The sequence below is a fragment of the Lentzea californiensis genome (assembly GCF_024648825.1).
Classification (GTDB): Bacteria; Actinomycetota; Actinomycetes; order Mycobacteriales; family Pseudonocardiaceae; genus Lentzea; species Lentzea californiensis.
Genome location: NZ_JANBBE010000010.1, coordinates 325,902 through 348,518 on the forward strand (window position 1 = coordinate 325,902; position 22,617 = coordinate 348,518).

Annotated in this window: 28 protein-coding genes; 17 read left to right on the plus strand and 11 right to left on the minus strand. The window is 69.6% G+C overall.

What is annotated here, in order from left to right; genetic code table 11:
* Nucleotides 1-15: 15 nt before the first annotated feature.
* The 10 genes from LX88_RS31815 to LX88_RS31860 all read left to right on the plus strand — a co-directional run bounded on the left by LX88_RS31815 (nucleotide 16) and on the right by LX88_RS31860 (nucleotide 7,679).
* The gene (locus LX88_RS31815; RefSeq protein ID WP_258951459.1) at nucleotides 16-600 is read left to right on the plus strand and encodes an RNA polymerase sigma factor; all 585 of its coding nucleotides are present in this window, start codon (nucleotides 16-18) and stop codon (nucleotides 598-600) included.
* Entirely contained in the window at nucleotides 597-1,853 is a 1,257-nt protein-coding gene (locus tag LX88_RS31820; protein ID WP_258951460.1) for a hypothetical protein, read from the plus strand. Before LX88_RS31815 ends, LX88_RS31820 begins: the two co-directional genes overlap by 4 nt.
* A gap of 44 nt (nucleotides 1,854-1,897) precedes the next feature.
* On the plus strand, nucleotides 1,898-2,407 hold the full coding sequence (locus LX88_RS31825) for a GNAT family N-acetyltransferase (protein ID WP_258951461.1): 510 nt from the start codon (nucleotides 1,898-1,900) through the stop codon (nucleotides 2,405-2,407).
* 55 nt (nucleotides 2,408-2,462) lie between these two features.
* Complete coding sequence (locus LX88_RS31830) at nucleotides 2,463-3,161, plus strand: arylamine N-acetyltransferase family protein (RefSeq protein ID WP_258951462.1); 699 nt, start codon at nucleotides 2,463-2,465, stop codon at nucleotides 3,159-3,161.
* Nucleotides 3,162-3,198: 37 nt separating this feature from the next.
* Nucleotides 3,199-3,708 carry a YflT domain-containing protein gene (locus tag LX88_RS31835; protein ID WP_258951463.1) on the plus strand — a complete coding sequence of 170 codons (510 nt, stop codon included), beginning with the start codon at nucleotides 3,199-3,201 and terminating at the stop codon, nucleotides 3,706-3,708.
* Nucleotides 3,709-3,777: 69 nt separating this feature from the next.
* The gene (locus LX88_RS31840; RefSeq protein ID WP_258951464.1) at nucleotides 3,778-4,464 is read left to right on the plus strand and encodes a hypothetical protein; all 687 of its coding nucleotides are present in this window, start codon (nucleotides 3,778-3,780) and stop codon (nucleotides 4,462-4,464) included.
* Between the two features lie 61 nt (nucleotides 4,465-4,525).
* Nucleotides 4,526-5,281: a TetR/AcrR family transcriptional regulator gene (locus LX88_RS31845; RefSeq protein WP_258951465.1), complete on the plus strand. Its 756-nt coding sequence runs from the start codon at nucleotides 4,526-4,528 to the stop codon at nucleotides 5,279-5,281.
* Nucleotides 5,278-6,117 carry an NAD(P)H-binding protein gene (locus tag LX88_RS31850; protein WP_258951466.1) on the plus strand — a complete coding sequence of 280 codons (840 nt, stop codon included), beginning with the start codon at nucleotides 5,278-5,280 and terminating at the stop codon, nucleotides 6,115-6,117. The genes LX88_RS31845 and LX88_RS31850 overlap by 4 nt, the downstream gene beginning before the upstream one ends.
* Nucleotides 6,118-6,196: 79 nt before the next feature.
* The gene (locus tag LX88_RS31855) at nucleotides 6,197-6,427 is read left to right on the plus strand and encodes a YciI family protein (RefSeq protein ID WP_258951467.1); all 231 of its coding nucleotides are present in this window, start codon (nucleotides 6,197-6,199) and stop codon (nucleotides 6,425-6,427) included.
* 7 nt (nucleotides 6,428-6,434) lie between these two features.
* Nucleotides 6,435-7,679: an RNA polymerase sigma factor gene (locus tag LX88_RS31860; RefSeq protein WP_258951468.1), complete on the plus strand. Its 1,245-nt coding sequence runs from the start codon at nucleotides 6,435-6,437 to the stop codon at nucleotides 7,677-7,679.
* On the opposite strand, the gene LX88_RS31865 is transcribed toward LX88_RS31860, so the two are convergent.
* Nucleotides 7,676-8,266: a LysE family translocator gene (locus LX88_RS31865; RefSeq protein ID WP_258951469.1), complete on the minus strand. Its 591-nt coding sequence runs from the start codon at nucleotides 8,264-8,266 to the stop codon at nucleotides 7,676-7,678. The two genes, LX88_RS31860 and LX88_RS31865, sit on opposite strands and share 4 nt — an antisense overlap.
* Before the next feature lie 109 nt (nucleotides 8,267-8,375).
* On the opposite strand from LX88_RS31865, the gene LX88_RS31870 reads away from it, so the two are divergent.
* Nucleotides 8,376-8,813, plus strand: a complete 438-nt coding sequence (locus LX88_RS31870; protein WP_258951470.1) for a VOC family protein — start codon at nucleotides 8,376-8,378, stop codon at nucleotides 8,811-8,813.
* Here LX88_RS31870 and LX88_RS31875 read toward each other — a convergent pair.
* A complete protein-coding gene (locus LX88_RS31875) occupies nucleotides 8,806-9,543 on the minus strand; it encodes a DUF6597 domain-containing transcriptional factor (RefSeq protein WP_258951471.1) in 738 nt (245 codons plus the stop codon). The two genes, LX88_RS31870 and LX88_RS31875, sit on opposite strands and share 8 nt — an antisense overlap.
* 115 nt (nucleotides 9,544-9,658) lie before the next feature.
* Here LX88_RS31875 and LX88_RS31880 point away from each other — a divergent pair, with 115 nt between their 5' ends.
* The 3 genes from LX88_RS31880 (at nucleotide 9,659) to LX88_RS31890 (ending at nucleotide 14,165) form a co-directional block, all read left to right on the plus strand.
* Nucleotides 9,659-10,213, plus strand: coding sequence for a TIGR03086 family metal-binding protein (locus LX88_RS31880; RefSeq protein WP_258951472.1), 555 nt, complete (start codon nucleotides 9,659-9,661; stop codon nucleotides 10,211-10,213).
* A gap of 8 nt (nucleotides 10,214-10,221) precedes the next feature.
* A complete protein-coding gene (locus LX88_RS31885) occupies nucleotides 10,222-10,914 on the plus strand; it encodes an aspartate/glutamate racemase family protein (protein WP_258951473.1) in 693 nt (230 codons plus the stop codon).
* A gap of 95 nt (nucleotides 10,915-11,009) precedes the next feature.
* Nucleotides 11,010-14,165, plus strand: a complete 3,156-nt coding sequence (locus LX88_RS31890; RefSeq protein ID WP_258951474.1) for a S8 family peptidase — start codon at nucleotides 11,010-11,012, stop codon at nucleotides 14,163-14,165.
* 70 nt (nucleotides 14,166-14,235) lie between these two features.
* On the opposite strand, the gene LX88_RS31895 is transcribed toward LX88_RS31890, so the two are convergent.
* The 5 genes from LX88_RS31895 to LX88_RS31915 are packed head-to-tail and all read right to left on the minus strand — an operon-like array spanning nucleotide 14,236 to nucleotide 17,514.
* Complete coding sequence (locus tag LX88_RS31895) at nucleotides 14,236-14,646, minus strand: YciI family protein (protein ID WP_258951497.1); 411 nt, start codon at nucleotides 14,644-14,646, stop codon at nucleotides 14,236-14,238.
* 5 nt (nucleotides 14,647-14,651) lie between these two features.
* A complete protein-coding gene (locus LX88_RS31900) occupies nucleotides 14,652-15,050 on the minus strand; it encodes a VOC family protein (protein WP_258951475.1) in 399 nt (132 codons plus the stop codon).
* 44 nt (nucleotides 15,051-15,094) lie between these two features.
* Complete coding sequence (locus LX88_RS31905; protein WP_258951476.1) at nucleotides 15,095-15,667, minus strand: TIGR03086 family metal-binding protein; 573 nt, start codon at nucleotides 15,665-15,667, stop codon at nucleotides 15,095-15,097.
* Between the two features lie 4 nt (nucleotides 15,668-15,671).
* Complete coding sequence (locus LX88_RS31910; RefSeq protein WP_258951477.1) at nucleotides 15,672-16,343, minus strand: RraA family protein; 672 nt, start codon at nucleotides 16,341-16,343, stop codon at nucleotides 15,672-15,674.
* 10 nt (nucleotides 16,344-16,353) lie between these two features.
* Complete coding sequence (locus LX88_RS31915; protein ID WP_258951478.1) at nucleotides 16,354-17,514, minus strand: MFS transporter; 1,161 nt, start codon at nucleotides 17,512-17,514, stop codon at nucleotides 16,354-16,356.
* Nucleotides 17,515-17,588: 74 nt separating this feature from the next.
* Between LX88_RS31915 and LX88_RS31920 the strand changes: the two genes are divergently transcribed.
* Complete coding sequence (locus LX88_RS31920) at nucleotides 17,589-18,326, plus strand: DeoR/GlpR family DNA-binding transcription regulator (RefSeq protein ID WP_258951479.1); 738 nt, start codon at nucleotides 17,589-17,591, stop codon at nucleotides 18,324-18,326.
* Nucleotides 18,323-18,874 carry an HAD family hydrolase gene (locus tag LX88_RS31925; protein WP_258951480.1) on the plus strand — a complete coding sequence of 184 codons (552 nt, stop codon included), beginning with the start codon at nucleotides 18,323-18,325 and terminating at the stop codon, nucleotides 18,872-18,874. The genes LX88_RS31920 and LX88_RS31925 overlap by 4 nt, the downstream gene beginning before the upstream one ends.
* Here the strand turns inward: LX88_RS31925 and LX88_RS31930 are convergent.
* The 4 genes from LX88_RS31930 to LX88_RS31945 all read right to left on the minus strand — a co-directional run bounded on the left by LX88_RS31930 (nucleotide 18,848) and on the right by LX88_RS31945 (nucleotide 21,663).
* On the minus strand, nucleotides 18,848-20,005 hold the full coding sequence (locus LX88_RS31930; protein WP_258951481.1) for an MFS transporter: 1,158 nt from the start codon (nucleotides 20,003-20,005) through the stop codon (nucleotides 18,848-18,850). The two genes, LX88_RS31925 and LX88_RS31930, sit on opposite strands and share 27 nt — an antisense overlap.
* 104 nt (nucleotides 20,006-20,109) lie before the next feature.
* Nucleotides 20,110-20,646 (minus strand): vitamin K epoxide reductase family protein, encoded by a 537-nt coding sequence (locus tag LX88_RS31935; protein WP_258951482.1) that lies wholly within the window; start codon nucleotides 20,644-20,646, stop codon nucleotides 20,110-20,112.
* Nucleotides 20,643-21,239 (minus strand): DsbA family protein, encoded by a 597-nt coding sequence (locus tag LX88_RS31940; RefSeq protein WP_258951483.1) that lies wholly within the window; start codon nucleotides 21,237-21,239, stop codon nucleotides 20,643-20,645. The genes LX88_RS31935 and LX88_RS31940 overlap by 4 nt, the downstream gene beginning before the upstream one ends.
* Nucleotides 21,240-21,291: 52 nt before the next feature.
* A complete protein-coding gene (locus LX88_RS31945; protein WP_258951484.1) occupies nucleotides 21,292-21,663 on the minus strand; it encodes a hypothetical protein in 372 nt (123 codons plus the stop codon).
* Between the two features lie 39 nt (nucleotides 21,664-21,702).
* On the opposite strand from LX88_RS31945, the gene LX88_RS31950 reads away from it, so the two are divergent.
* Nucleotides 21,703-22,536, plus strand: a complete 834-nt coding sequence (locus LX88_RS31950) for a hypothetical protein (RefSeq protein ID WP_258951485.1) — start codon at nucleotides 21,703-21,705, stop codon at nucleotides 22,534-22,536.
* Nucleotides 22,537-22,617: the final 81 nt, after the last annotated feature.

Consider the following 22,617-nt stretch of genomic DNA (forward strand, 5'->3'; position numbering starts at 1 on the left):
CCCAGGCGGAGTGTGATGACTGAAACGACCGAGCGCGCGAACCTCGGGCCGCCCGACACGCGCCTCTGGGAGCAGATCGCGAAAGGCGACCACGCCGCGTTCACCGAGCTGTTCGAACGCCACGCCGAAGCGGTCTGGAACTACGCCTATCGCCTGACCGCGTCCTGGTCGCAGGCCGAAGACCTGCTCTCCGCGACGTTCCTGACGGCCTGGCGCAAGCGCGGCGACGCCCAGCTGGTGCGCGACTCGGCGCTGCCGTGGCTCTACACGGTGACCGCGAACCGCGCACGCACCGAATGGCGGGCCTCGCGCAGAGCGTTGCGGTTGGTCGCGAAGCTGACCCCGCAGGACGAACGCGACCACGCCGACGAGGTCGCCGCCCGCACCGACGCCCAGCGCCGGCTGGCCGGGGTGGTGGCCGCGATCGCGAAACTGCCCGCCTCCGAACGCGAGATCGCCCAGCTCTGCCTGCTCGGCGACGTGTCCACCGCTGACGCCGCCGCGCTCCTCGGCATCGCCGAGTCGAGCGTCCGCGCCCGCGTCTCCCGCACCCGCGCCCGCGCCCGGCTGCGCGACCTGACCCCCGAGGACAACGGATGATCGACCAGCTGCCCGAACACCGCACCATGCCCGACGACGTCCGCATGCGGGCCCGCCGGCGCCTGTCCGAGGGCATGAGCCCGGCCGCCCGCACCGGCAGGCCGGTCCTGATCGCCGCCGGTGTCGGCGTGCTCGCCGCCGGAGCGGTGTTCGCGAGTCAGGCCCTGCTCGGCGGCTCGGCCGATCCCGCGGCCCCGCCGATGCAGCACAACGGCGAGTTCGTCGGCAAGGACCGCAAGCTCGTCAACCACGTCGAAACCGGCAAGGTCGCCCCCGAGGCGCTGACACGCTGCGCCGCCGCCGCGAAGGAGCACCCGCCCGCCCAGGAGTGGCAGCCGATGGCGACCAGCTCCAAGAACGGCACGGTCCTCACCGCGTTCCGCGTGCCGGCGGGCGTGTTCTTCTGCGCGAACACCGCCACCACCACGACGATCTCCGTGCCGAACCCGGCTGTGCCCGAGGGCCGGCGTCAGGTGGAGATCCTGTTCACCACGCCGAGCGGCACGATGGCGGGCCTGGTCTCCTTCGACGTCAAGTTCCTCAGCCTGTCCCAGATCGCCGACGCCGGCCAGAGCACCACGCTGCCCGCGCTGGTGGACGGCCTGTTCCTCGCTCCCAGCGGCTTCCAGAAGGCGGAGAACGGCACGAAGGCGCTGGTCGACGGCGAGGAATTCGCCGTGCGGGGCGTGCCGAGGCCCACCACGTCCGTCGTCGACCGGCCGCTGCCGCCCGCCGCCCGCGACACCCCCGAGACCGCGCGGTTCGGTGCCTGTCTGCAAGGGCGGGCGGTCCCGGATCCCGACCAGTTCGCCCACGGCCTCACGGCCCAGGTCAGCGCCACAGACACGATCATCACCGGCCGCTTCGGCGACCTGCTGCTCCACTGCCGCGAGGCGGACCACGAACCGGCGCCCGGCTCGGTCCACGACCTCGACGACCTGACGGAGATCCGCGGCACGACCGTCGCGGCGAAGTCGGTGTTCTACGGCTTCAAGCCGTTCAAGGTCAACGAGCAGGGGGAGTACTACGACGGCGGCAGCACCAGCACCGCGGCGGTCGGCCTGGTCCTCGACCCCCGCGCGGCGTCGATCACCTACACCAGCCCCGGTGCCGCGGACGTGCCCGCCACCATCGGCAACGGCACGTTCGTCCTGGCGGCACGGCTGCTCGACCGGCACCCCGACGCCCGCGTGGTCGTGCGGGACGCCGCCGGGACCGTCCTGGAGACGATCACACCGCAGAACCCGTCGTAGCCGCTCAGCGGTAAAGCGGTGGACGGCCGCGTCAGGATCTCCTCGTGGACACCGAACGCCTGGCGCTGCGGCCCCTCGTCCCGTCCGACGTGGACTCACTGCGCGCGCTGCACGCCGACCCCGAGGTCATGCGCTACCTCGACCCGGCACCGGCCGAGAACTACCTCGGGGACGGCTTCCACGCGGCCGTCGAGAAGGCGACCGGCCGGTTCGCCGGCTGGTTCGAGTTCAAGGGCACGACCGAGGTCGAGCTCGGCTACCGCCTGCACCGCGCGTTCTGGGGTCTCGGCTACGCCACCGAGGGCGGGAAAGCCCTGATCGAACGCGGTTTCACCACCGGTGACGTCCAGCGGGTCGTCGCCACCACGATGTTCGTCAACGCCGGGTCGCGGCGCGTGATGGAGAAGTGCGGGCTGCGGCACGTCCGCACGTTCCACGCCGACTTCCCCGATCCGCTGCCCGGCGCGGAATACGGAGAGGTCGAGTACGCGCTGACGAAAGAGGAATGGCAGCGAGCTCAGGGGGAACGACATGTGGCAGACAGAATCAGTTGACTTAGGCGCGTACTTCGCGCGTACGGGGGCGTCGGCGTCGAGTTCGCTGACGGAGTTGCACGAAGCGCATGTACGCGCCATTCCGTTCGAGAACATCGACGTGATGCTCGGCCGCGTGCCGTCACTCGACCTCGGCGACATCCAGGACAAGTTGCTCGGGCGGCGCCGCGGCGGCTATTGCTACGAGCACCAGCTGCTGTTCACGGCCGTGCTGGAACGTCTGGGCCACACCGTCCACAGGCAGATGAGCCGCGTGATGACCGGGCCGCGCACACACTTCATGTCCATCGTCGACGACCAGCTCGTCGACGTCGGGTTCGGCGCCGGAATGCTGCACCCGATGCCCCTGGTCGACGGCGCGGTCGTGGACCAGGCCGGATGGCCGCACCGCCTGCGCCGCGAGGACGGCCGCTGGGTGCTGGAGAAGCAGTCGGCGGACGGCTGGGACCTGCAGCACGCGTTCGAGACCGGCATCGAACAGCGTCCCGTCGACTACCTGGCCGCCAACTACTACGTCGCAACGCACGAACGGTCGCCGTTCAGCCGCCAGCTCGTCGTCATGCGTCTCGAACCGGGTCTGAGCCGCCGTCTGGTCGGCACTCAGTTCACCGTCGAACGCGCAGGGGAGAAACCTGAGAATTCTCAGGTGGACGACCTCCAGAAAACACTGGAATCGCTGGACATCACGCTTACCGACAGGGAGCTGAGTCACATCGGCTCAACTCTGGGAACAAACACGGGAGCGCGTTCGTAATACCTGGTGTAGGGATCGCACTTCGGAGGTGTTGGAAATGACCACCGCGACTCCGTTCGCCACGGGAACGAATTCCACGGGCGCCAACGCACTGCCCACGCCGCCCACGGGCTGGCCCATCGGTTCCTACGGGACCTACGAAGAGGCACAGCGGGCCGTGGACCACCTGGCGGACAACGACTTCCCGGTCGCGGACGTCACCATCGTCGGCATCGAGCCGATGATCGTCGAACGCGTCACCGGTCGCCTGACCTGGGGCCGCGTCCTCGGTGGCGGTGCCGCGTCCGGTGCCTGGTTCGGTCTGTTCGTCGGTCTGCTGCTGGGTCTGTTCTCGACCGGCGGCGCCCTCGCCCCGATCATCACGGGCCTAGTCGTCGGTACGGTCTTCGGCCTGGCCAGCGCAGCCACCCGGTACGCAGCCACCCGCGGCCGCCGCGACTTCGCCTCGATCACCCAGCTCGTGGCCGGCCGTTACGACGTGCTCAGCAACCCGCGCAGCGCCGAGCGCGGCAAGGAGATGCTGACGGCGCTGGCCTGGCGCTCCTAGAACTACCAGCTCCCACCACAGAAAACGCCGTTCCGATCTTCGGGGCGGCGTTTCCGCTTTACTGGTCGCGTGCAGAACTTGGGGGAGTCGCACTGGTGGCGCGCCGCGCCGCTGGTGGCGGGATTCGTCGTGAACGTGCTGTCCGTGGACACCGGTCTTTTCGGAATGGTGCCGATCGTCCTGTGGGTCGTCCTCGCCCGTTCGTGGCGGACCGGGATCGCGGTCGGCATGCTCTTGGTGGTCCTGCTGGCGTGGTTCGTGCTGCCGCGCAGGATGGAGCTGCCCGGCCGGTGGGTGCCCTCGGCGCTGGAGGTCTACTGGCTCTACCCGGTGATCGCGGCGGTCGTGATCACCGTCGGTCTGCTCGTGGACCGCCGCCTGCTCGTCGGCGTCCTGTGGCTGCCCGCCATGGTCGTCCCCGGGCTGGCGATCGCCGTGTTCCTGGACCTCGACGCGAGCATGCCCCGTGACGAGGGCGTGGTGTCGGCCGCATCCGGGTTGGAGGTCGCCGAGGGGGACGGTCACTGCGGCTCCGGCCACGGCGCCAACTGCGCGCGGCAGCTGACCGCGACCGGAGACCGTGCTGGTGAGGTGGTCCGTGCGGGCCTCACGTCTGGCGGGTTCATCCACCGGCCGCCGTTGCCCACCGACGAGCGCATGTGCAGGCGGACCGGACTCGTCCTGGTTCATGAGGTGTGCGCGGAGCTGCGCGACACGTCCCCCACCAGCGTCCGGGTGCTCTGGTACGTCAACTAGTGACCGTTTCCGTACGTCATACGGTATTGTTTCCGTATGGCCTACGGAATGGGGTGGACGGATGGCCGCCGAACGCAGTGGCGGGGGAGACCCGGTCAGGACGCTCGCACTGCTCTGGCGCACGCCGCAGGAGCCGAAACCGGTCGGCAGGAAGCCCAAGGTGAGCGTCGACCAGATCGTCACCGCGGCGATCGCGGTGGCCGACCGCGAGGGGCTCGGCGCGATGTCGATGGCCCGCGTCGCGCAGGAACTGACCGTCGGCACGATGTCGCTCTACACGCACGTGCCCGGCAAGGCCGAGTTGATCGACCTCATGGCCGACGCGGTGCTGCAGGAACGCGAGCTCACGCCCGAGGGCACCTGGCGTGAGCGCATCAAGCACTACGCCGACCGCACGCGCGCGGTCTACCAGGCACATCCGTGGATGCGGGACGTGTCGATGGTGCGGCCGCCGCTCGGCCCGGGACTCATGGACGGCCAGGAGTTCGTGCTGGCCGCACTCGCCGACTCCGGCCTGGAACCGCGGCAGGTGACCGTGGCGCACGTCGCGGTCGAGGGTTTCGTGCACGGCGCCGCGGCGTCCGAAGTGGACGACCAGCAGCTCGCGGCCACTACCGGCGAGTCGGGTGACTCGTGGTGGGGCGCTCGGCAGGTGTTCTGGGACGAGTACTTCGACGTCGAGCGCTACCCGGCGATGACGGCGCTGTGGAACGCCGGCGCCTACGACACCGAGGGCACGCTCGCGCAGAACATGCACCACTCGTGGAACTACGGGCTCGACAGGTTGCTGGACGGCATCGAAGGGGGCATGCGATGACGACACTGGTCACCGGTGCGACGGGCAACGTCGGCCGGCTGGTGGTGCGGGGACTCGGCGGTCCGGTGCGGGCGATCACCCGCGACCCGGCCAAGGCGGACTTCCCCGCCCACGTGGAGACGGTGAAGGCGGACCTCGACGACCCGGACGGCATCCCGTTCGACGGCGTCGAGAAGCTCTACCTGTTCGTGCACCCGCCGACCGCGCGGGAGGTGGTCGAGCGAGCGGTGCGGGCAGGCGTGCGCAGGATCGTCACGTTGTCCTCGGGCGCGGTGACCTACGGCTACGACACCAGCCACCACCTGCCGGTAGAGCAGGCCGTCGAGGCGTCCGGCGTCGAGTGGACCCACCTGCGGCCCGGCGAGTTCGCGGTCAACAAGATCGACCTCTGGGCACCGTCGATCCGCGAGGACGGCACGATCGTGCACCCCGAACCAGACGCGTTCGGGCAGCCGATCCACGAGGCCGACATCGCCGACGTGGCGATCAAGGTGCTGCAGGACGACGGCCACGGCGGCAAGGCCTACGACCTGTCCGGCCCGCCGCAGATCACCCAGCGGGACATGGCCCGCGACATCGGCGCCGCGATCGGCCGCTCGCTGACGTTCCGCGACGTCACCGTGGAGGAGGCGCTCGCCTACTACGTCAGCGTCGGCTGGCCAGAGGAGATCGCGCGCTACGTCCTCGGCATCGCCGGCTACGAGGGCGGCGACCCCGACGACTTCGCCGACTACGAGTTCGCCGTGTCGCCCGACTACGAGAAGCTCACCGGCAGGCCGTACCGGACGTTCGCTCAATGGGCCCGCGACCACGCCGGTGACTTCACCTCGGAATGACCGTTCGGCCGCTGATCACCTCGTCGATTCCGGCACCTCCTCGTTCGACGTCTCCGTAGATGGCGAACGAGGAGGTCCGGTGCGGTTCATGGTGTTCGTCAGGAGTTCGGGTCCGTTGGCGGCACTGCACGGGGACGAACTGCTGCGCGCGGGCGTGCTCCTCGACGCGGGCGACTTCGTCCCGGACTCGTGCGGGATCTCGGGATTCTGGCTGATTGACGTGCGCGACCACGAGGAAGCGGTCGAGCGGATGAAGCGCATCGCCCTCCCGGCGTGCGTCGTGGAAATACGTCAGGTGGCTGTGGTCTGATTCCCCCATGGGGGCTACCTCGGTGCACCGCACCATCGACGCGGTCTGGCGGATGGAGTCGGCGAAGGTCATCGCCGCCCTGGCCCGGTACACCCGCGACGTCGGGCTCGCCGAGGAGATGGCCCAGGACGCGCTGGTCGCGGCCCTGGAGCAGTGGCCGGTGGACGGTGTGCCGCGCAACCCCGGCGCGTGGCTGATGACCACGGCGAAGCGGCGTTCGATCGACCAGATCCGCCGGCGCGAGAACCTCAACCGCAAGGTCGAGGAGATCGGCCGCGAGGTCCAGGAGGTCACTCCGGACGCCAGCGAGGGCATCGACGACGAGATCGGCGACGACCTGCTGAGCCTCATGTTCACCGCCTGCCACCCCGTCCTGGGCACCGAGGCGCGCGTCGCGCTCACGCTGAAGATGCTGGGCGGCCTCAAGACCGAGGAGATCGCCCGCGCGTTCCTGGTCAGCGACGCGACCGTGGCGCAACGCATCGTGCGCGCCAAGAAGGCGCTCGCCGACGCCGGGGTGCCGTTCGAGGTGCCCGAAGGCCCCGAACTCGCCACCCGGCTCGCCAGCGTCCTCGAGGTCATCTACCTGATCTTCAACGAGGGCTACTCCGCCACCCAGGGCGACGACTGGCTGCGCCCCGAACTCTGCGCCGAGGCGCTGCGGCTCGGCCGCGTGCTCGCCGAGCTCGCGCCCAAGGAGGCCGAGGTCCACGGCCTGGTCGCGCTGATGGAGATCCAGGCCTCCCGCACCAAGGCCCGCACCGGCCCGAACGGCGAACCGGTGCTGTTGCTCGAGCAGGACCGGGGCCGCTGGGACTGGCTGCTCATCGGCCGCGGCCTCAAGGCCCTCGAACGCGCCGAAGCCCTCAACCAGCCACCCGGCCCGTACTACGTGCAGGCCGCGCTCGCCGCGTGCCACGGCCGTGCGCGCAGGGCCGAGGACACCGACTGGCAGCGCATCGCCACCCTCTACCAGGTGCTCGCGAGCATCTCGCCGTCCCCGATCGTCGAGCTCAACCGCGCCGTGGCGTTGTCGATGGCCTTCGGGCCCGCCGCCGGTCTCGCGCTGGTCGACGAGATCGCGGGCGAGAAGGCGTTGCAGGGCTACCACCTGCTGCCCAGCGTGCGCGGCGACTTCCTGGTCAAGCTCGGGCGCACCGCCGAAGCCAAGGCCGAGTTCGAGAAAGCCGCCACCCTCACCCGCAACGAACGCGAACGCACCCTGCTGCTGGGGCGCGCCGCCGCCTGTTAGGACAGCGCGAGCTTCACGCCCAGCGCGGCGAACGAGGCCGCGAAGAACCGGCGCAGCCACACCATCACCCGAGGCCGTGCCAGCACCCGGTCGCGCATCGACGCCGCGAACACCCCGTAGACGGCGAACACCACGAACGTCAGCGCCATGAACACCGCGCTCAGCGTCACCATCTGCCCGAACCCGGTCGCGAACTGCGGCAGGAACGCCACGAAGAAGATCGTCAGCTTCGGGTTGAGCAGGTTGATCAGCACCGCCGACACCACGACCCTGCGCGCCGACGCCGGTGCCGCCGCGGTGTCCACGACCAGTTCGCTCCTGTCCCGCCACGTCGCCCACGCCAGGTAGACGAGGTACGCGACACCCAGGTACTTCACGACCTCGAACGCCAGCGCGCTCGTGTGCAGCAACGCCGCCAGCCCCGTCACGGTCGCCAGCACGTGCGGCACGATCCCCAGCGTGCAGCCGAACGCGGCGATCACGCTCGCTTTGCGCCCGTGCGCGAGACCGGCGGACAACGTGTACAGCACACCGGTGCCGGGGGTGGCGACCGCGATCAACGTCGTGATCAGGAAGGCGAGGCTCATGCCGGTGAACTCTGCCGCGCAACCGGTCCAGTTGACAGAGCCACAAATAGCCCTTGAAGTCGGACCACTTCCGGTGTCGAGAACACGCCGGCGGCTCCGTCCCAGGGGCATGAGCATCAAGAGCATGCACCACGTCGGCATGACCGTCACCGACCTCGCGGCCGCCGTCGCGTTCTTCGAGGCACTGGGCATGGAGCTGGAGGGCAAGGCGCACATGGAGGGCGAGTTCGTCGACGGCGTCATCGGACTCGGCGGCTCCAGCAGCGACATCGCCATGATGAAGACCCCGGACGACCGGTACCGGATCGAGTTCAGCCAGTTCCAGACGCCGCGGAGCATCGACGGCAGCTCCCGCGCGCCGATCAACGCCCTGGGCCTGCGGCACGTCGCCTTCGTCGTCGACGACCTCGACGACACCCTCGCCCGCCTCGAACCGCACGGCGCCGAGCTGGTCAGGAACGTCGAGACCTACGAGGACGTGCTGCGGACCTGCTACGTCCGCGGCCCCGAGGGCGTCCTCGTCGAGCTGTGCCAGTACTTCAGGTGAGCGCCCGCGCGTACGCCGTGGGGGAGACACCGACGGTCTGCGTGAAGTCCCGGACGAGGTGGGCCTGGTCGCTGTAGCCGAGGTCGGCGGCCAGATGTGCCCACTCGACGTCCGTCTCGGCCCGTTCCAGCGCTTCGTGGATGCGGTACCGCAGGATGACCCACTTCGGGCTCACCCCGACGTAGTCCGCGAACAGCCGTTGCATCGTCCGCACCGCCACCCCGCAGTCCCGCGCGAAGTCCGCCACCCGCCGGATCTCCCGGTCGTCCCGGATCCGCTGGACCAGCTCCATCGCCAGCGTCGCCTGGGCGTCGGCCACGGGTCCGAGCCCCAGCAGGAACGCGTCGAGCGCGGCCACCCGCTCGTCCTCGTCCTCGACGTCCAGCACCAGCGACGACGGGACGTCGAGCCGCACGTGCCGCCCGGTCCACTCCGACACCGGCTCGGCCCGGAACGGCCGGAACCCACCGGGCCGGAACTGCACGCCCGCCACCCGGATCCGCCCGTCGAGCACCCGGCTGAACAACCCCAGGCCCACCCCGGCGATCTCCGGCTGGGCGAACCCGCGCTCGAAGACGATGTTCACGGACGGGTGCGGCACGACGTGCGAGGTGTACGGCGCGTCCAGGTCTCCGTCGATCAGCCAGTAGTGCTCCAGGTACGGCTGCAGCTCGGCGCACGGCATGCGGCGGCGGAACCGCACGCGGGCGAACAGCTCGCGCGCGTCCACGATCCCCCGAGTGTCACGACGCGGCCCCTGCACAGCCAGATCCTAGGTTGGCCCAGATCCTCGGTTGGCGCGTTTCTTCAAGAGCGGCGAGACGCCCGGAAATAGGCTCGCGACCATGAAGCTCAGCGTTCTGCTCGACCGAGCCCGCGACCACGCACTGCCCGTCATCGCGAACATCACCGACGACGACCTGTCCAAGCCCACCCCGTGCGCCGACTACGACGTCCGTGCCCTGCTCGACCACCTGCTGCACGTCGTCGTGGAGTTCCAGAAGCTCGCCGCGAAGCGGGACGCCGACTTCAGCAGCACCCCGTCCTACCCGGACTGGCGCGACCGGTACCCGGCGGAGTCCGCGAAGCTCGTCGAGGCCTGGGGCCGGCCGGGCGCGACCGAGGGCATCGCCGGCACCATGAACATGCCCGCGCAGACGGTCGGCGGCCTGGCGCTGCTCGACCTCACCGTGCACGCCTCCGACCTCGCCCAGGCCACCGGCCAGCGCTTCGAACCCGACCCCGAGGTGCTCGCCGAGGTCGCCGGCCTCGTCGCCCAGATGGGACCGATGGCCGTCGAGTGGAAGGTCTTCAAGGAACCCGCCGAGGCACCGGCCGACGCGTCCCCGTTCGAGCAGTTGCTGGCCACCACCGGCCGCGACCCGCGCTGGAGTGCTTGACTGGCCCCATGCTGACGATCGGAATGCTGGGCGGGATGAGCTGGGAGAGCAGCGCGGAGTACTACCGGCTGGCGAACGTACTGGTGCGCGAACACCTCGGTGGCCTGCACTCGGCGAAGGTCGTGCTGCACTCGGTCGACTTCGCCGAGGTCGAACGCATGCAGGTCGACGGCCGGTGGGACGACGCGGGCAAGGCGCTCGCCGAAGCCGCCGCGCAGGTGCAGGCCGGCGGCGCCGACTTCCTGCTGATCTGCACGAACACCATGCACAAGGTGTTCGACCAGGTCCAGGCCGCCGTCGACATCCCCGTGATCCACCTCGGCGACACGACGGCGCAGGCCATCAGGCGAGCCGGCTTCACCACGGTCGGCCTGCTCGGCACCGGCTTCACCATGGACCAGCCGTTCTACCGCGAACGCCTCGAGTCGCACGGCCTGAAGGTCCTGCTGCCGTCCGCCGAGGACCGCGCGATGGTGCACCGGGTCATCTACGACGAACTGTGCCTCGGCATCGTCCGCGAGCAGTCCCGCCGCGCCTATCAAGACGTGATCTCACGCTTCGAAGGGGCCCAGGGCGTCATCCTCGGCTGCACCGAGATCGAACTGCTCATCACCCAGGCTGACGTGCAGCTTCCGGTGTTCCCGACGACCCGCCTGCACGTCGAGGCGGCCGTCGAACGGGCGATCCAGAGCATTCTGTGAACAAGTGATGTGATCCAGGCCGCAACGCGGCCACCGAACGAAGTGTCTTAGTCACTGAGAGCTATTCCTTCTTCAGTGAACTAGGGGAGTTCGCGTTGAAACGATCACACATCGCCGCAGGGCTGACGGCTGTCGTGGTTGCCGCCACGGCAGCCGTTCCCGTTTCAGCGGCACCGCAGGACCACCAGCTGCGCGCCGGCGGGCTGACCACCAAGGTCACGCTCGTCACCGGTGACGAGGTCATCGTCCACAACGGCAAGGTCCAGGCCAGAGGCGCCCAGGGCCGCGAGAACGTCGGGTTCCGCTCGTACACCGACACGCGCGGAGACCTGCACGTCGTCCCGCTCGACGCCCAGGCGGGGCTCAATTCCGGCGCGCTGGACGAGCGGCTGTTCGACGTCTCGCTGCTCGCCAGATCCGGCTACGACGACAGGTCCAGCAAGACGATTCCGCTGATCGTGCAGGGGCAGGCGATCAGCGCCGCGAACGCCGAGTCGTTGCCGAGCATCGGCGCGCACGCGATCACGATCGGCAAGGACGGCTCGTTCTGGGCCGGCGCTCGGGCGGCGGGCACCGGCAGGATCTGGCTCGACGGCAAGGTCACCGCGTCACTGGACCGCAGCGCCGCGCAGGTCGGCGCGCCCCAGGCGTGGGAGAAGGGCTTCACCGGCAAGGACGTCACCGTCGCCATCCTCGACACCGGCGTCGACGAGAACCACCCGGACCTCGCGGGCGCCGTCGTGGAGTCGAAGAACTTCTCCGACAGCGACACCACCGACGACCGCGTCGGCCACGGCACGCACGTCGCGTCCACCGTCACCGGCGACGGCAAGTACAAGGGCATCGCGCCCGACTCGAAACTCATCAACGGCAAGGTGCTCGGCGACTTCGGCGGCGGCCGCGAAAGCGACATCATCGCCGGCATGGAGTGGGCCGCGGCCAAGGCCGAGGTCGTCAACATGAGCCTCGGCAGCTCGTGGCCCGACGAGGGCACCGACCCGATGTCGCTCGCGCTCAACCGCATCACCGAGCAGACCGGCACGTTGTTCGTCGTCGCCGCCGGCAACTCCGGTGGCGCCATCGGCTCACCAGGCTCCGCCGACGCGGCCCTCACCGTCGGCGCCGTCAACCGTGACGACACCCTCGCCGAGTTCTCCTCGCGCGGCCCGCGCTGGATCAACAACGCCGTCAAGCCCGACATCACCGCGCCGGGCGTCGACATCGTGGCCGCGAAGGCCAAGAACGGCCAGATCGGCACGCCCGTCGGCGACGGCCACGTCGCGCTGTCCGGCACGTCGATGGCCACCCCGCACGTGGCGGGAGCGGCGGCGATCCTCGCCTCCCAGCACCCCGCCTGGAAGGCGGAGGACATCAAGGCCGCACTGATGAACAGCGCCAAGCCCAACCCGTCGCTGACCATCTACGACCAGGGCGCCGGACGTCTCGACATCGGCCGCGCCGCGTCCGCCGGGGTCTCCACGGACCACGGCAGCATCTCGCTGGGCACCGCGCAGTGGCCGCACGACGACGACACGCCCATCACGAAGAAGCTGACCTACCGCAACAACGGCACCTCCGACGTGACGCTCGACCTCAGCATCGCCGAGGTCAAGCCCGCCGGAGCCGGCCTGTTCAGCGTCTCACCGGCCAAGCTCACCATCCCGGCCGGCGGCACGGCCGACGCCACGGTCACCGCCGACACCTTGGCCGCCGTCGCGGACGGCGTCTACGGCGCGGTCGTCCTGTCCTCCGACGGCGTGCGCGTGCCGATCGGCGTCGTGAAGGAGGTCGAGAGCTACGACGTGAAGCTCACGTTCCTCGACCACAACGGCGCGGCGACGCAGTACTACGACTACCGGTTCGTCAGCCTCGACCAGCCGCAGGCGTACTTCCGCCACGACCCGTCCGGCACGCTCGTGCAGCGCCTGCCCAAGGGCAAGTACTTCCTCGACGGCACGATCAGCACCCGTGACCCCGACCCGACCAAGGGCGGCCTGACCACCGCGCTGACCGAACCGGCGCTGGAGGTCGGCGGCAACACCGAGATCGTGTTCGACGCACGGCAGGGCATCCAGCCGGTGATCGCGGTCGAGCAGAAGGACGCCAAGGCGGCGTCCGCGGGCCTCGGGTTCCTGATGCAGGCCAACTGGGGCGAGACCGGCGGCACCTGGTACCTCAACAGCTTCGACTCGATCCGCGTCCGCCCGTCGACGACGTCGTGGCCGAAGTTCGACTTCTACGCCGAGAGCGTGATGGCCAAGCCGGACGCCAACGGCAAGTTCGACGGCAGCCCGTACCAGTACCACGTGCGGATCAGCGAGAAGACCCGCGTGCCGGCGAACCTGCAGCGTTCGGTGAAGGACCGCGAACTGGCTCGCGTCAACTCCGTCACGCACGCCCGCGTGCCGGGCTCGATCGGCCAGCGCGACAACGGCGCCTCCGGCCCGCTGCCGTTGCGGCTCGAGGAGTTCTACACGCCGGGCGTCGAGTGGTCCGGCGGGCTGACCGAGTTCGCGAAGCTCGGCGAGTGGCCCGCCCTCGGCTCGCAGTACTCGGTCGCACCACGGGTGTTCAAGCTCGGCCGCACCACCACCGAGCACTGGAACAGCGCCGTCTACGGCCCCGGTGTACCGCACGCCCCCGGCACTGTGCGCTTCGCCGGACGCGTGGGCAACTCGCTTCGCCTGGATCTGCCCGTGCACAGCTCGCAGGGCATGTACGGGTACTCCTCGCCGACCACCGGCCGCACCACGGTCACGCTGGACGGCAAGGTCATCTCCGACCTCCCGGAGGCCGGCTACGCCAACATCCCGAACCTGCCGGCGGAGAAGAAGCGCTACACCGTCCACACCGAGGCGACCCGCGACTCGTTCTCGTCGCAGGTGACCGCGGACTGGTCGTTCTACTCCGAGCACGTCCCCGGCGACCTCTACCAGTCGGTGCCGCTGCTGGCCGTCCGGTTCGCGCCCGCGCTGGACGCGAACAACCGCGCCGGCCGCGTCGCCACCGTGCCGATCACGGTGGAGCGCAACGGAACGGGCCCCGTCACGAACATCAAGGACCCCGCGGTGCAGGTGTCCTACGACGAGGGCAAGACGTGGAAGCCGGTGCCGCTGCGCAAGACGCGCGCCGGCTGGCAGCTCACGCTGATCCACCCGCACGGGGCCAAGAACGTGTCGTTCAAGGCTCGGGCGGCGGACGCGGGCGGTGACGTCCAGCAGACGATCATCCGCGCGTACGACCTCAAGTAGCGACTTGACCGCACGCGGGGCGCTTTCGTACCGACATGCGGTGCGAAAGCGCCCCGCGTGCGGCTGACGGCTACTGCTGGTACGGGGCGAGGGTGCCCGGGTCCACGTCGGGCGCTCCCATGATCGGGTGCACTTCGATCGGCTGGTTCAGGAGCTTCCCACCCGGCCCGGGGCACGCCGAGGCCTTGCGGGCGATCTCCAGCAGCCGGTCGTGGCTGTCGACGTCGACCACCCAGTACCCGGCGATGACCTCCTTGGACTCCGCGAACGGACCGTCGACCACGACCGGCCCGTCGTCGCTGCCCCGCACCACGAACGCCCGCGCGGGACCGCTGAGCCCCTCGGACTGCAGCAGCTCACCGGACGCGCGCAGCTCGGCGTCCAGGTCGCGCATGTAGGCGATCATGCGGTGCATGTCCTCGTCGGACCAGGCGGCGAGGCCCTCCCAGTCCTCCTGGCTGCCGCCGTAGCTGACCAGCATGTACTTCACTTCCACTCCCCACCGGTAGCGCGGGCCTTGATCTCCTGCACAGCCCAGCTGTTGCCGTCCGGGTCGTCGAAGAAGATGAACGACCCTCCGTCCGCCTCGTTCATGCGCACGATCTCGCCGACATCGACGCCGCGCTCGACGAGCTGCGCGTGGGCCTTCTCCAGGTCCGACACGACGAGCTGCACGCCCTTCAACGTCCCCGGCTCGCCCTTGACGATGCCCTTGCCCATGACGATCGAGCAGCCGGAGCCGGGCGGGGTGAGCTGCAGGACGCGCGTGTCCTCGTTGAACGTCGTGTCGTGGTCGACCTTGAAACCGAGCTGCTCCTCGTAGAAGCGCTTCGACCTGTCGAGGTCCGACACCGGTACGACGACGACTTCCAGGGTCCAGTCCATGTCATTCCTCTCAGCGGCTGCCTTGTACGCACCCGTCGAAGTGCTCAGGGACTTTTCGACATGGGGTCCCGGCCCACATACCCGAGCAGCCGGTCCTGCAGCGGAGCGTCGCCGGGCACCGGGACCTCGGCGCCGTAGACCTCGATGCCGGGACCGAACGCGCCGGGTGTGCGGAAGCGTTCCATCAGGTCGGCGGGCACCGACGTCGCCGACGCCCAGAGGCGTTCCACGTCGGCCGCGGGGATCGTCTCGTCCTGGCCGGTGGCGCGGGCGAGGTCCCAGCCGTGCAGCACCAGGTCGTCGCTGACGACCTGGTCGACGTGCTCTTCGAGCGTCATCGGGCCGGCCGGGGTGGAGACCTCGCTGCGGGCTCGGTGCGAGTCCAGGGCCTCCTGGACCTGGCGGCGGGCCTCGCGGAAGTCCGTGAGCGGGTCTTCGGTGCGGGGGATCGGCTGGCCGAGCATCACGCCGTGCATGTCGATGACGTGGTCCACGACCTCAAGTGCCGTCCACTGCGCACACGGCGAGGGATTGGTCCACGCCTCGGACTTCACCCGCGCGACCTTCGCCTCGAACGCGTCCGCCCGGACCCGGTATCTGGCCGAAATCGATGTCATGGCCTCACTCCTCGACGGCGCCGCCGATCTTGCGCAGGTGTTCGCGGAACGTCAGCCCGCTCTCCAGGTACTCGCCGAACCGCAGCTGGCCGCGCAGGGACTCACCCTGCCGCACGCGGTCGGCCTGCGCTCGTTCGACATCCCGGATGCCGCGCGCCTTCTCGATGAGGGCACCGGCATGGGACGCCGGCACGAACAGCACGCCGTCGTCGTCACCGAACACGATGTCGTCGGACGTGACGGTCCACTGGCCGGCCTCGGCCGTCGAGAGGGCCTCGGGCGCGCGGTCGCGCAGGCTCAACGGCCCTGTCGGGTTCGCGCCGAGGCTGAACACCGGCAGCCCGATCGCCCTGATGTCCTGGGTGTCGCGGTGCAGACCCCAGATGACGACGCCCGCGAGCCCGGCCTTCTGCGCCTCGAGCACGATCAGGTCGCCCACGCAGGCCTCGTCCGTGCGGGCGTCGTTGTCGACGACGAGCACGTCGCCGGGCTCGCTGCGTTCGATGGCCTCCAGGAAGACGTCGACGCTGCCCGCGTGGCGGGCGGGCAGCACGCGGCCGCCGGTCTTCGAGCCGGGGATGACCGGCGTCAGGGAGACGGTGCGGACCGGGATGTCGGCCCGGATGCACGCGTCGGCGAGGTGTGCGGTGGTGAGATCCAGAGTGGCGAGATCCATGCGCGCATTCTTACGCCGAGACCTTCTCCTCGGCGGAATCGGTGCGCAACACGCCCGCGGACAGCGCGGCGACCAGGCAGAGCACCACCGGCAGCAGGAACGCGATGTTGAGCGGCACGAAGTGCGTCAGCCAGCCGATCACCGCAGGCCCGGCCAGCACGCCGAGGTAGCCGAGCCCCGCGACGCGCGAGACGTTGACACCCGCCGCGCCGGGTTCCGCGTGGCCCGCCGCGCTGAACAGCTGCGGCACCGTGCCCGACAGGCCGATGCCGGCGATCGCCCAGCCCACCAGCGCCAGCCAGATCCACGGCGAGAGCGCGGCCGTCGCGATGCCCGCCGCACCGATCACCGAGCCCCAGCGCAGCACCGCAGTCGGCCCGATCTTCGCGCTGACCCGGTCCGCGAGCAGCCGCCCGACGGTCATCGTCGTGGCGAACGCGCCGTAGGCGAGAGCGGCGATCTGCGGGGACGCGTCGAGGACGTCCTGCAGGTGCAGCACGCTCCAGTCGTTCGCGGCACCCTCGCTCAGCATCACCAGCAGCGCGAGCACCGCCATGATCCAGATCCGGCGGGGGGCCTTGCGCTTGCCGGTCTGCTCGGTGGCGTGCTGCGACTCCTTCTCGTCGAGCAGGAACCTCGCGGTCACGAGGCTGACGACGACACCGAGCACGGCCGCGGCACCGAGGGTCGTGGCGGGGGAGAGCTCCCAGCTCAGCGTTCGGGCACCGGTCAACGCCGCGGCCACACCGCCGAGTGACCACGTCGCGTGGAACGCCGACATCACCGGACGGTCGTAGTGCCGCTCCACCACCACGGCGTGCGCGTTCATGCTGACGTCGATCAGCCCGTTGCCGAAGCCGAAGACGAGCAGCGCCGCACCGAGCGTCCACTGGTTGACCGCCACACCGGGCAGGAACGCCGTCACGCTGCACACGACACCGGCCAGCGGCACGACCAGTTTCACGCCCACGCGGTCGGTGAACTTGCCGCCGAGCCGCATGCCGAGGAACGCGCCCAGTCCGAGCAACAGCAGCAACCGGCCGAGCTCGGCGTGACTTATGCCCGTGCGGTCCTCGACCGTCGGGATGTGCACGAGCCACAGCCCGAGCAGGAACCCGTTGAGGGCGAAGTACGTGAAGGTGGCGACCCGCGCGGCCTTGAGAGCGTTCACTTGCGTCACGCTAACGAACGATTCGCCTGTTCGAAAGGTTGAGTTTCGAACATCACTGATGTTCAATCACGACCGTGTCCCGACTCAAGCAGATCACCGAGGCGGTCCGCGACGCCGGCTCGCTCGGTGTGGCGGACCTGGCGTCGCTGACCGGCGCCTCCGAGATGACCATCCGCAGAGACCTGGAGGTCCTCGCAGCTCAAGGCGTCCTCGAACGCTACCGCGGCGGCGCGAGGAGCCTGCTCCTGCGCGGTTCCGAACCGCCGTTCGCGCTGCGCTCGGACGAGAACACGGCCGCCAAGCGCCGCATCGCCGCCACCGTGGCCGCCCTGATCGCGGACGGCGAGTCGGTCGTGCTGGACAGCGGCACCACGTGCCTCGAAGTGGCCCGCCTGCTGCACGACCGACGCCTGACCGTCATGCCGTTGTCCCTGCACGCCGTGAACGCCCTGTCCTCTTCTTCGACCCTGACGTTGCTCGTTCCCGGCGGCCGCCCACGCCCAGGCGAACTGGCACTCACCGGCCCGCTGACCCTGGCCTCGCTGCAGGCGCTGCGCTTCGACACCGCGGTCATCGGCTGCTGCGGCCTCTCCGCGGAACACGGCCTGACCGCCTTCGACCTGGAGGACGCCTCGGTGAAACGAGCCGCCATCACCTCGGCCCACCGCGTCATCGCCGCGGTGGACGCCTCGAAACTCACCCGCACCGCCCTGGCCCACGTGGCACCGGTGTCCTCTCTGGACGCCGTGGTCACCGACGCGGACAGCGCCGAGGCCCTGACCGCCGCCGGCGTCGCGGTGGTGACGGCATGATCGTGCTGTTCGACATGTTCGGCGTGATCGCCCGCGACCAGTCACCCGAGGTCATGGCCACCATGAGCACCGAACCGGAGTTCTGGGACGCCTACTGGGCCCACCGCCCCGCCTACGACCGCGGCGACGTGACGGCCAGCGAGTACTGGGCCCGCGTGGGCCACCCGCCGCTGGTCGAGAAGGACGTGGCCAGCTGGAACCGCGTCGACTACGAGATGGTCGCGCTGCTGCACGAACTGCACAACGCGGGCCGGCGCATCGCGTTGCTGTCCAACATCCCCGAGGACCACGCCCAGAACTTCGAACGCACCTACGCGTGGCTCGACCTGTTCGAGGTGCGCGCGTTCTCGTGCCGCATCCGTGCCGCCAAGCCGGACCGCGCGGCCTTCGAGTGGTGCCGTGACGCTCTCGGGGACGACGACATCCTGTTCGTGGACGACCGGCTGGAGAACGTGCGGGCGGCGGAGCTGGCCGGGATGCGCGGGCACCACTTCACGGGGATCGGCGGACTGCGGCCGGTGCTACTTGGTGCTGCCGAAGATGCCTAGGACGTTGGGGAACTGGGACGGGCTGTCGTGGCGGCTGAGGGCGTTGAGCCCGTAGGTGGCGAGCCATGCGACGCACAGCGTCAGCACGGGGACCTCCGCGGCGGCCGGGATCAGCTTGAATTGGCGCAGGAGCAGGTAGACCGCCAACGGCGCGAGGCCGACAGCGAGCTGGCCCACGAACCTGCCCGTCGCGGCCAGCTTGCTTCGCACGACGTGGGAGGCGCGTTCAGGATCATCCGGCAGCTCGCCGTACCTGCCGGACAGCAGGGTGTCCGCGAGCTTGACCACCTTTTCGAGGTAGTCCCGGCGAGTCGTCCGTTCCGCCAGCACGAGCTGAATGCACAACAGATCCACCGACTGCGCCGCGTGCACGCACCGCCTGCGGAACTCCGTTGAGGCCGACGAGCTCCGCACCTGTATCGACCGCCACAGCCCGTGTCTGAGCACAGATGCGACTTCGTGTGTGTCGGCGACGAGCCGGCGCCTGGTGTCCGGATCCATGAACGACTTCTCGTCCAGTGCCAGCTCTGCGCAGCGGAAGAGCGCGGCTACCGCGGTGGCCGTGGGATGCCCGCGATACCGGCGATGGCGATCCGCGAGTTCGCCGATGGGGACCGACACGAGCGTGGCCGTCACGTAGCACGCGTACGTGAGCACGCCATGGACCAGAAAGTACTGGAAACGGTGGTCTGCAAGGTGGCCGATCATCGCGTGCACAGGGCCTCTGCCGACGATCTCGCCGTACACGATGAGCGCCGCGGTCGCCTCGATCATGAAGTGGTACAAGACGAAGAGCAGGTACGCCACACGTCGAGACCCGCGTCGCGTCAGTTCCACCACGGCCGCCATCGGCCACAGGAGCAGCATGTAGGTGAACAGGCTGAGCACCGCGCCGGCCGCGACCGGCGCGTGGAAGTGGTGGGCGATGAAACAGCCGGCGGCCAGAATGACGAAGAGGAAGATTCCCGCGCCGATCGACTCCCGCCGGTCGGACCGGACTTCGTCCAGAACCAGCTGCAGGTTCAGCCTCCGGTAGTGGGCGAAGTCCAGGTCGACCGGGACAGCCAGCTCGGTCACGACCGAGCGAACCGCCTGCTGACGCCAATGCCCAGGCTTGAGCCGTGCCCGCATGCGCAACGCGGTACCGGTCGAGATGCCACGCCGCGACCACGTTCTTCTCCGCCGCTGTTCCCCCACGGCGGGTTAGTCGCCGTGGGGGAACCGAACGCTACGACCTAAACGAGTGACGACCAGTAGAACCAGAACGCCTGCAGCACCCCGGCCACGATCACCAGGTACCACAGGATCAGCACAACGCTGTGGAACTGGAACGTCGGCCGGATGTTGCGCAACGTCGTGTACCAGAAGATCGGGATCATCACCGCCCACACGACCATGCAGTACGGGCACAGCGCGCCGATCTCGTACAGCGACTGGACGATCAGCCAGTGCACGAACAGCACGCCGAACGTCACGCCGACTTGCAGCCCGATCCACACCCACGACGGCAGCGACACCCCGGCCAGCAGCAGCACGCCAAGGGTGGTCACCACCGCGAAGCCCGCGACGCCGAGCAGCGGGTTGGGGAACCCGAACAGCTCGGCCTGCGCGGTCTTCATGATCGAGCCGCAGCTCAGCACCGGGTTGATGCTGCACGTCGGCACGTAGAACGGGTCCTTGAGCAACGCGATCTTCTCGATCGTCAGCACGAACGACGCGACCAGGCCGACGAACCCGCCGACCGCGAGGACCCAGGCGACGATCCGGTTCACGAACGCACCTTCTCGATCGCTGCCTTCAGCGCGTCGTAGGTGGGCGCGCCGGTGAACTTGGTGCCGTTGATGAAGAACGTCGGCGTGCCGGTGACGCCGGCCTTGCTGCCCTCGGTGCGCTGAGCGAGTACGCGCTCGCGCAACGCCGGGTCGTCCAGCGCCTTGTCGAACGCGGCCTGGTCGAGGCCGAGCTGCTGGGCGAAGCCGGTGAACACCGCGAGCTGCGAGGTCTGCTGGCCGGCCCACTCCTGCTGCGCGTCAAACATCAGCCGGAACATGTCGTCCCGCTTGCCCTGCGCGCCCGCGGCCTCGACCGCGACGGCGGCCAGTTCGGAGTTGCGGTGGCTGGGGATCGGGAAGTGCCGCACGTCGAACGTCACGCGCTCGCCGTACTCGGTCTTCAGCCTCTCCACGCCGGGGTAGGCGGCGCGGCAGGACGGGCATTCGAGGTCGAGGTATTCGACGACGGTCACCCTGCCGTCGGCGGACTGGGGTGCCGCGGTGGTGTCGTTGCGGCTGAACAGCAGGAAACCGGCGACCACGACCGCCACGACGGCGACGATGATCAGGGACAGACGAGCGTTCTTGGACATGGCGGAACTCCACGTGTGGCGAAGGAAGACGGACCCGCAGAACGGGTTCGGTCTAGGCGCGCAGCACGCAGAGCTGCATCAGCCGCACTTCCAGCCGGCGTGAAGGGGGACACAGAACAGAGGACAGGCGCACCAGCAGCACCGGGAACGAGCCGGACCGCCGCAACACGGCGAACCCGATCAGCACGGCGAGCGCCACCACCAGGCAGGCGCCGGCGACGAGGAGACCCTCGACCAGGCCGCCGTCGTCGGTCAGGTCGGAGTGGGCGACCGCGTGGGTGCTCGTCGTCGGGCACTGCGCGGTCCAGGCGAACTCCGTCTCGCACGGCGTGCCCTGCATCATCGCGATCCCGGCGACCAGCGCGAGCACGGCGAAGACCCGCGCGAGATACGCGCGGGTTCGCGAGCTGCGGGTGCCTGGCACGTGATCCAGGGTAGCGATGCCGCGCTTAGGCTCGCGCACATGGGGGAGAAGCTGCACGAGTCGGACAGGCTCGTGATCGACGGACAGCCGGTGCCGGAAGAACTGGCACCGCGTGATCACGAGGCGGGCGAAGCGGTCGCGTCGCTCGTGCGGGACTACCTGACGTGGGGACCAGACCTGCAGGCCGAGATCCTCACGCTCGTCAGGTCACTGCGGGAGTACAAATCGCGCACAGCACCGCAGCTCGCGCCCAGCTTCCGGTTCTACGCGCAGACCGGCGAACCCGGCCCGGTGGTCATGCGCCTGCTGTGCAACAGGAACCTGACCCAGGCCGTCCTGGCCGGGCTGCTCCCCGCGGTGACCGGCGGCCGCAGGGACTGGCCGTCGTCGTCCTACAGCCAGGTGGGCATGGGAACCAGGGATCTCACCTCTGACCTGCTCGGCGACCTGGCGGCACTGCTCGACTTCTCCGATGCCGATCTGGAAGAGCTGACCGGCATCGCCCCGGCCCCTCGCCCGGCCGACGTCGGTGACCTGGTCTGGGAGTGCCGGCGCCTCTCCAAGTTCGACGTCCGTCGCGTCCGCGAGTTCGCCGCCGACTGGCCCCGGCTGGTGAGGTCGGGGGAGAACCTGCACGAGTCGGACAGGCGCGCGATCGCCTCCCGTCCGATGCCGCACGACCTGACACCGCTCGCCCCCCACGCCGGCGCTTCGGTGGTCAGCCTGCTCAAGCACTTCCTGCCGCTGCCGCCGGAACGTCGGGCCGAGGTGCTAACGCTCGCTGCGTCACAACCCCAGCAGGAACGTGACGACAGCGCGACAATGCCGTTCCTCTACACCCTCTGCCTGAACGACGCGGGCCTAGATGACTGATTCCAAGGGGTCAGTGGTCGTAGGCGGTCAATGACCGCATGACTGGCTGCCCGGTCTTGTCGTTGTGCCAGATCGCGGTGG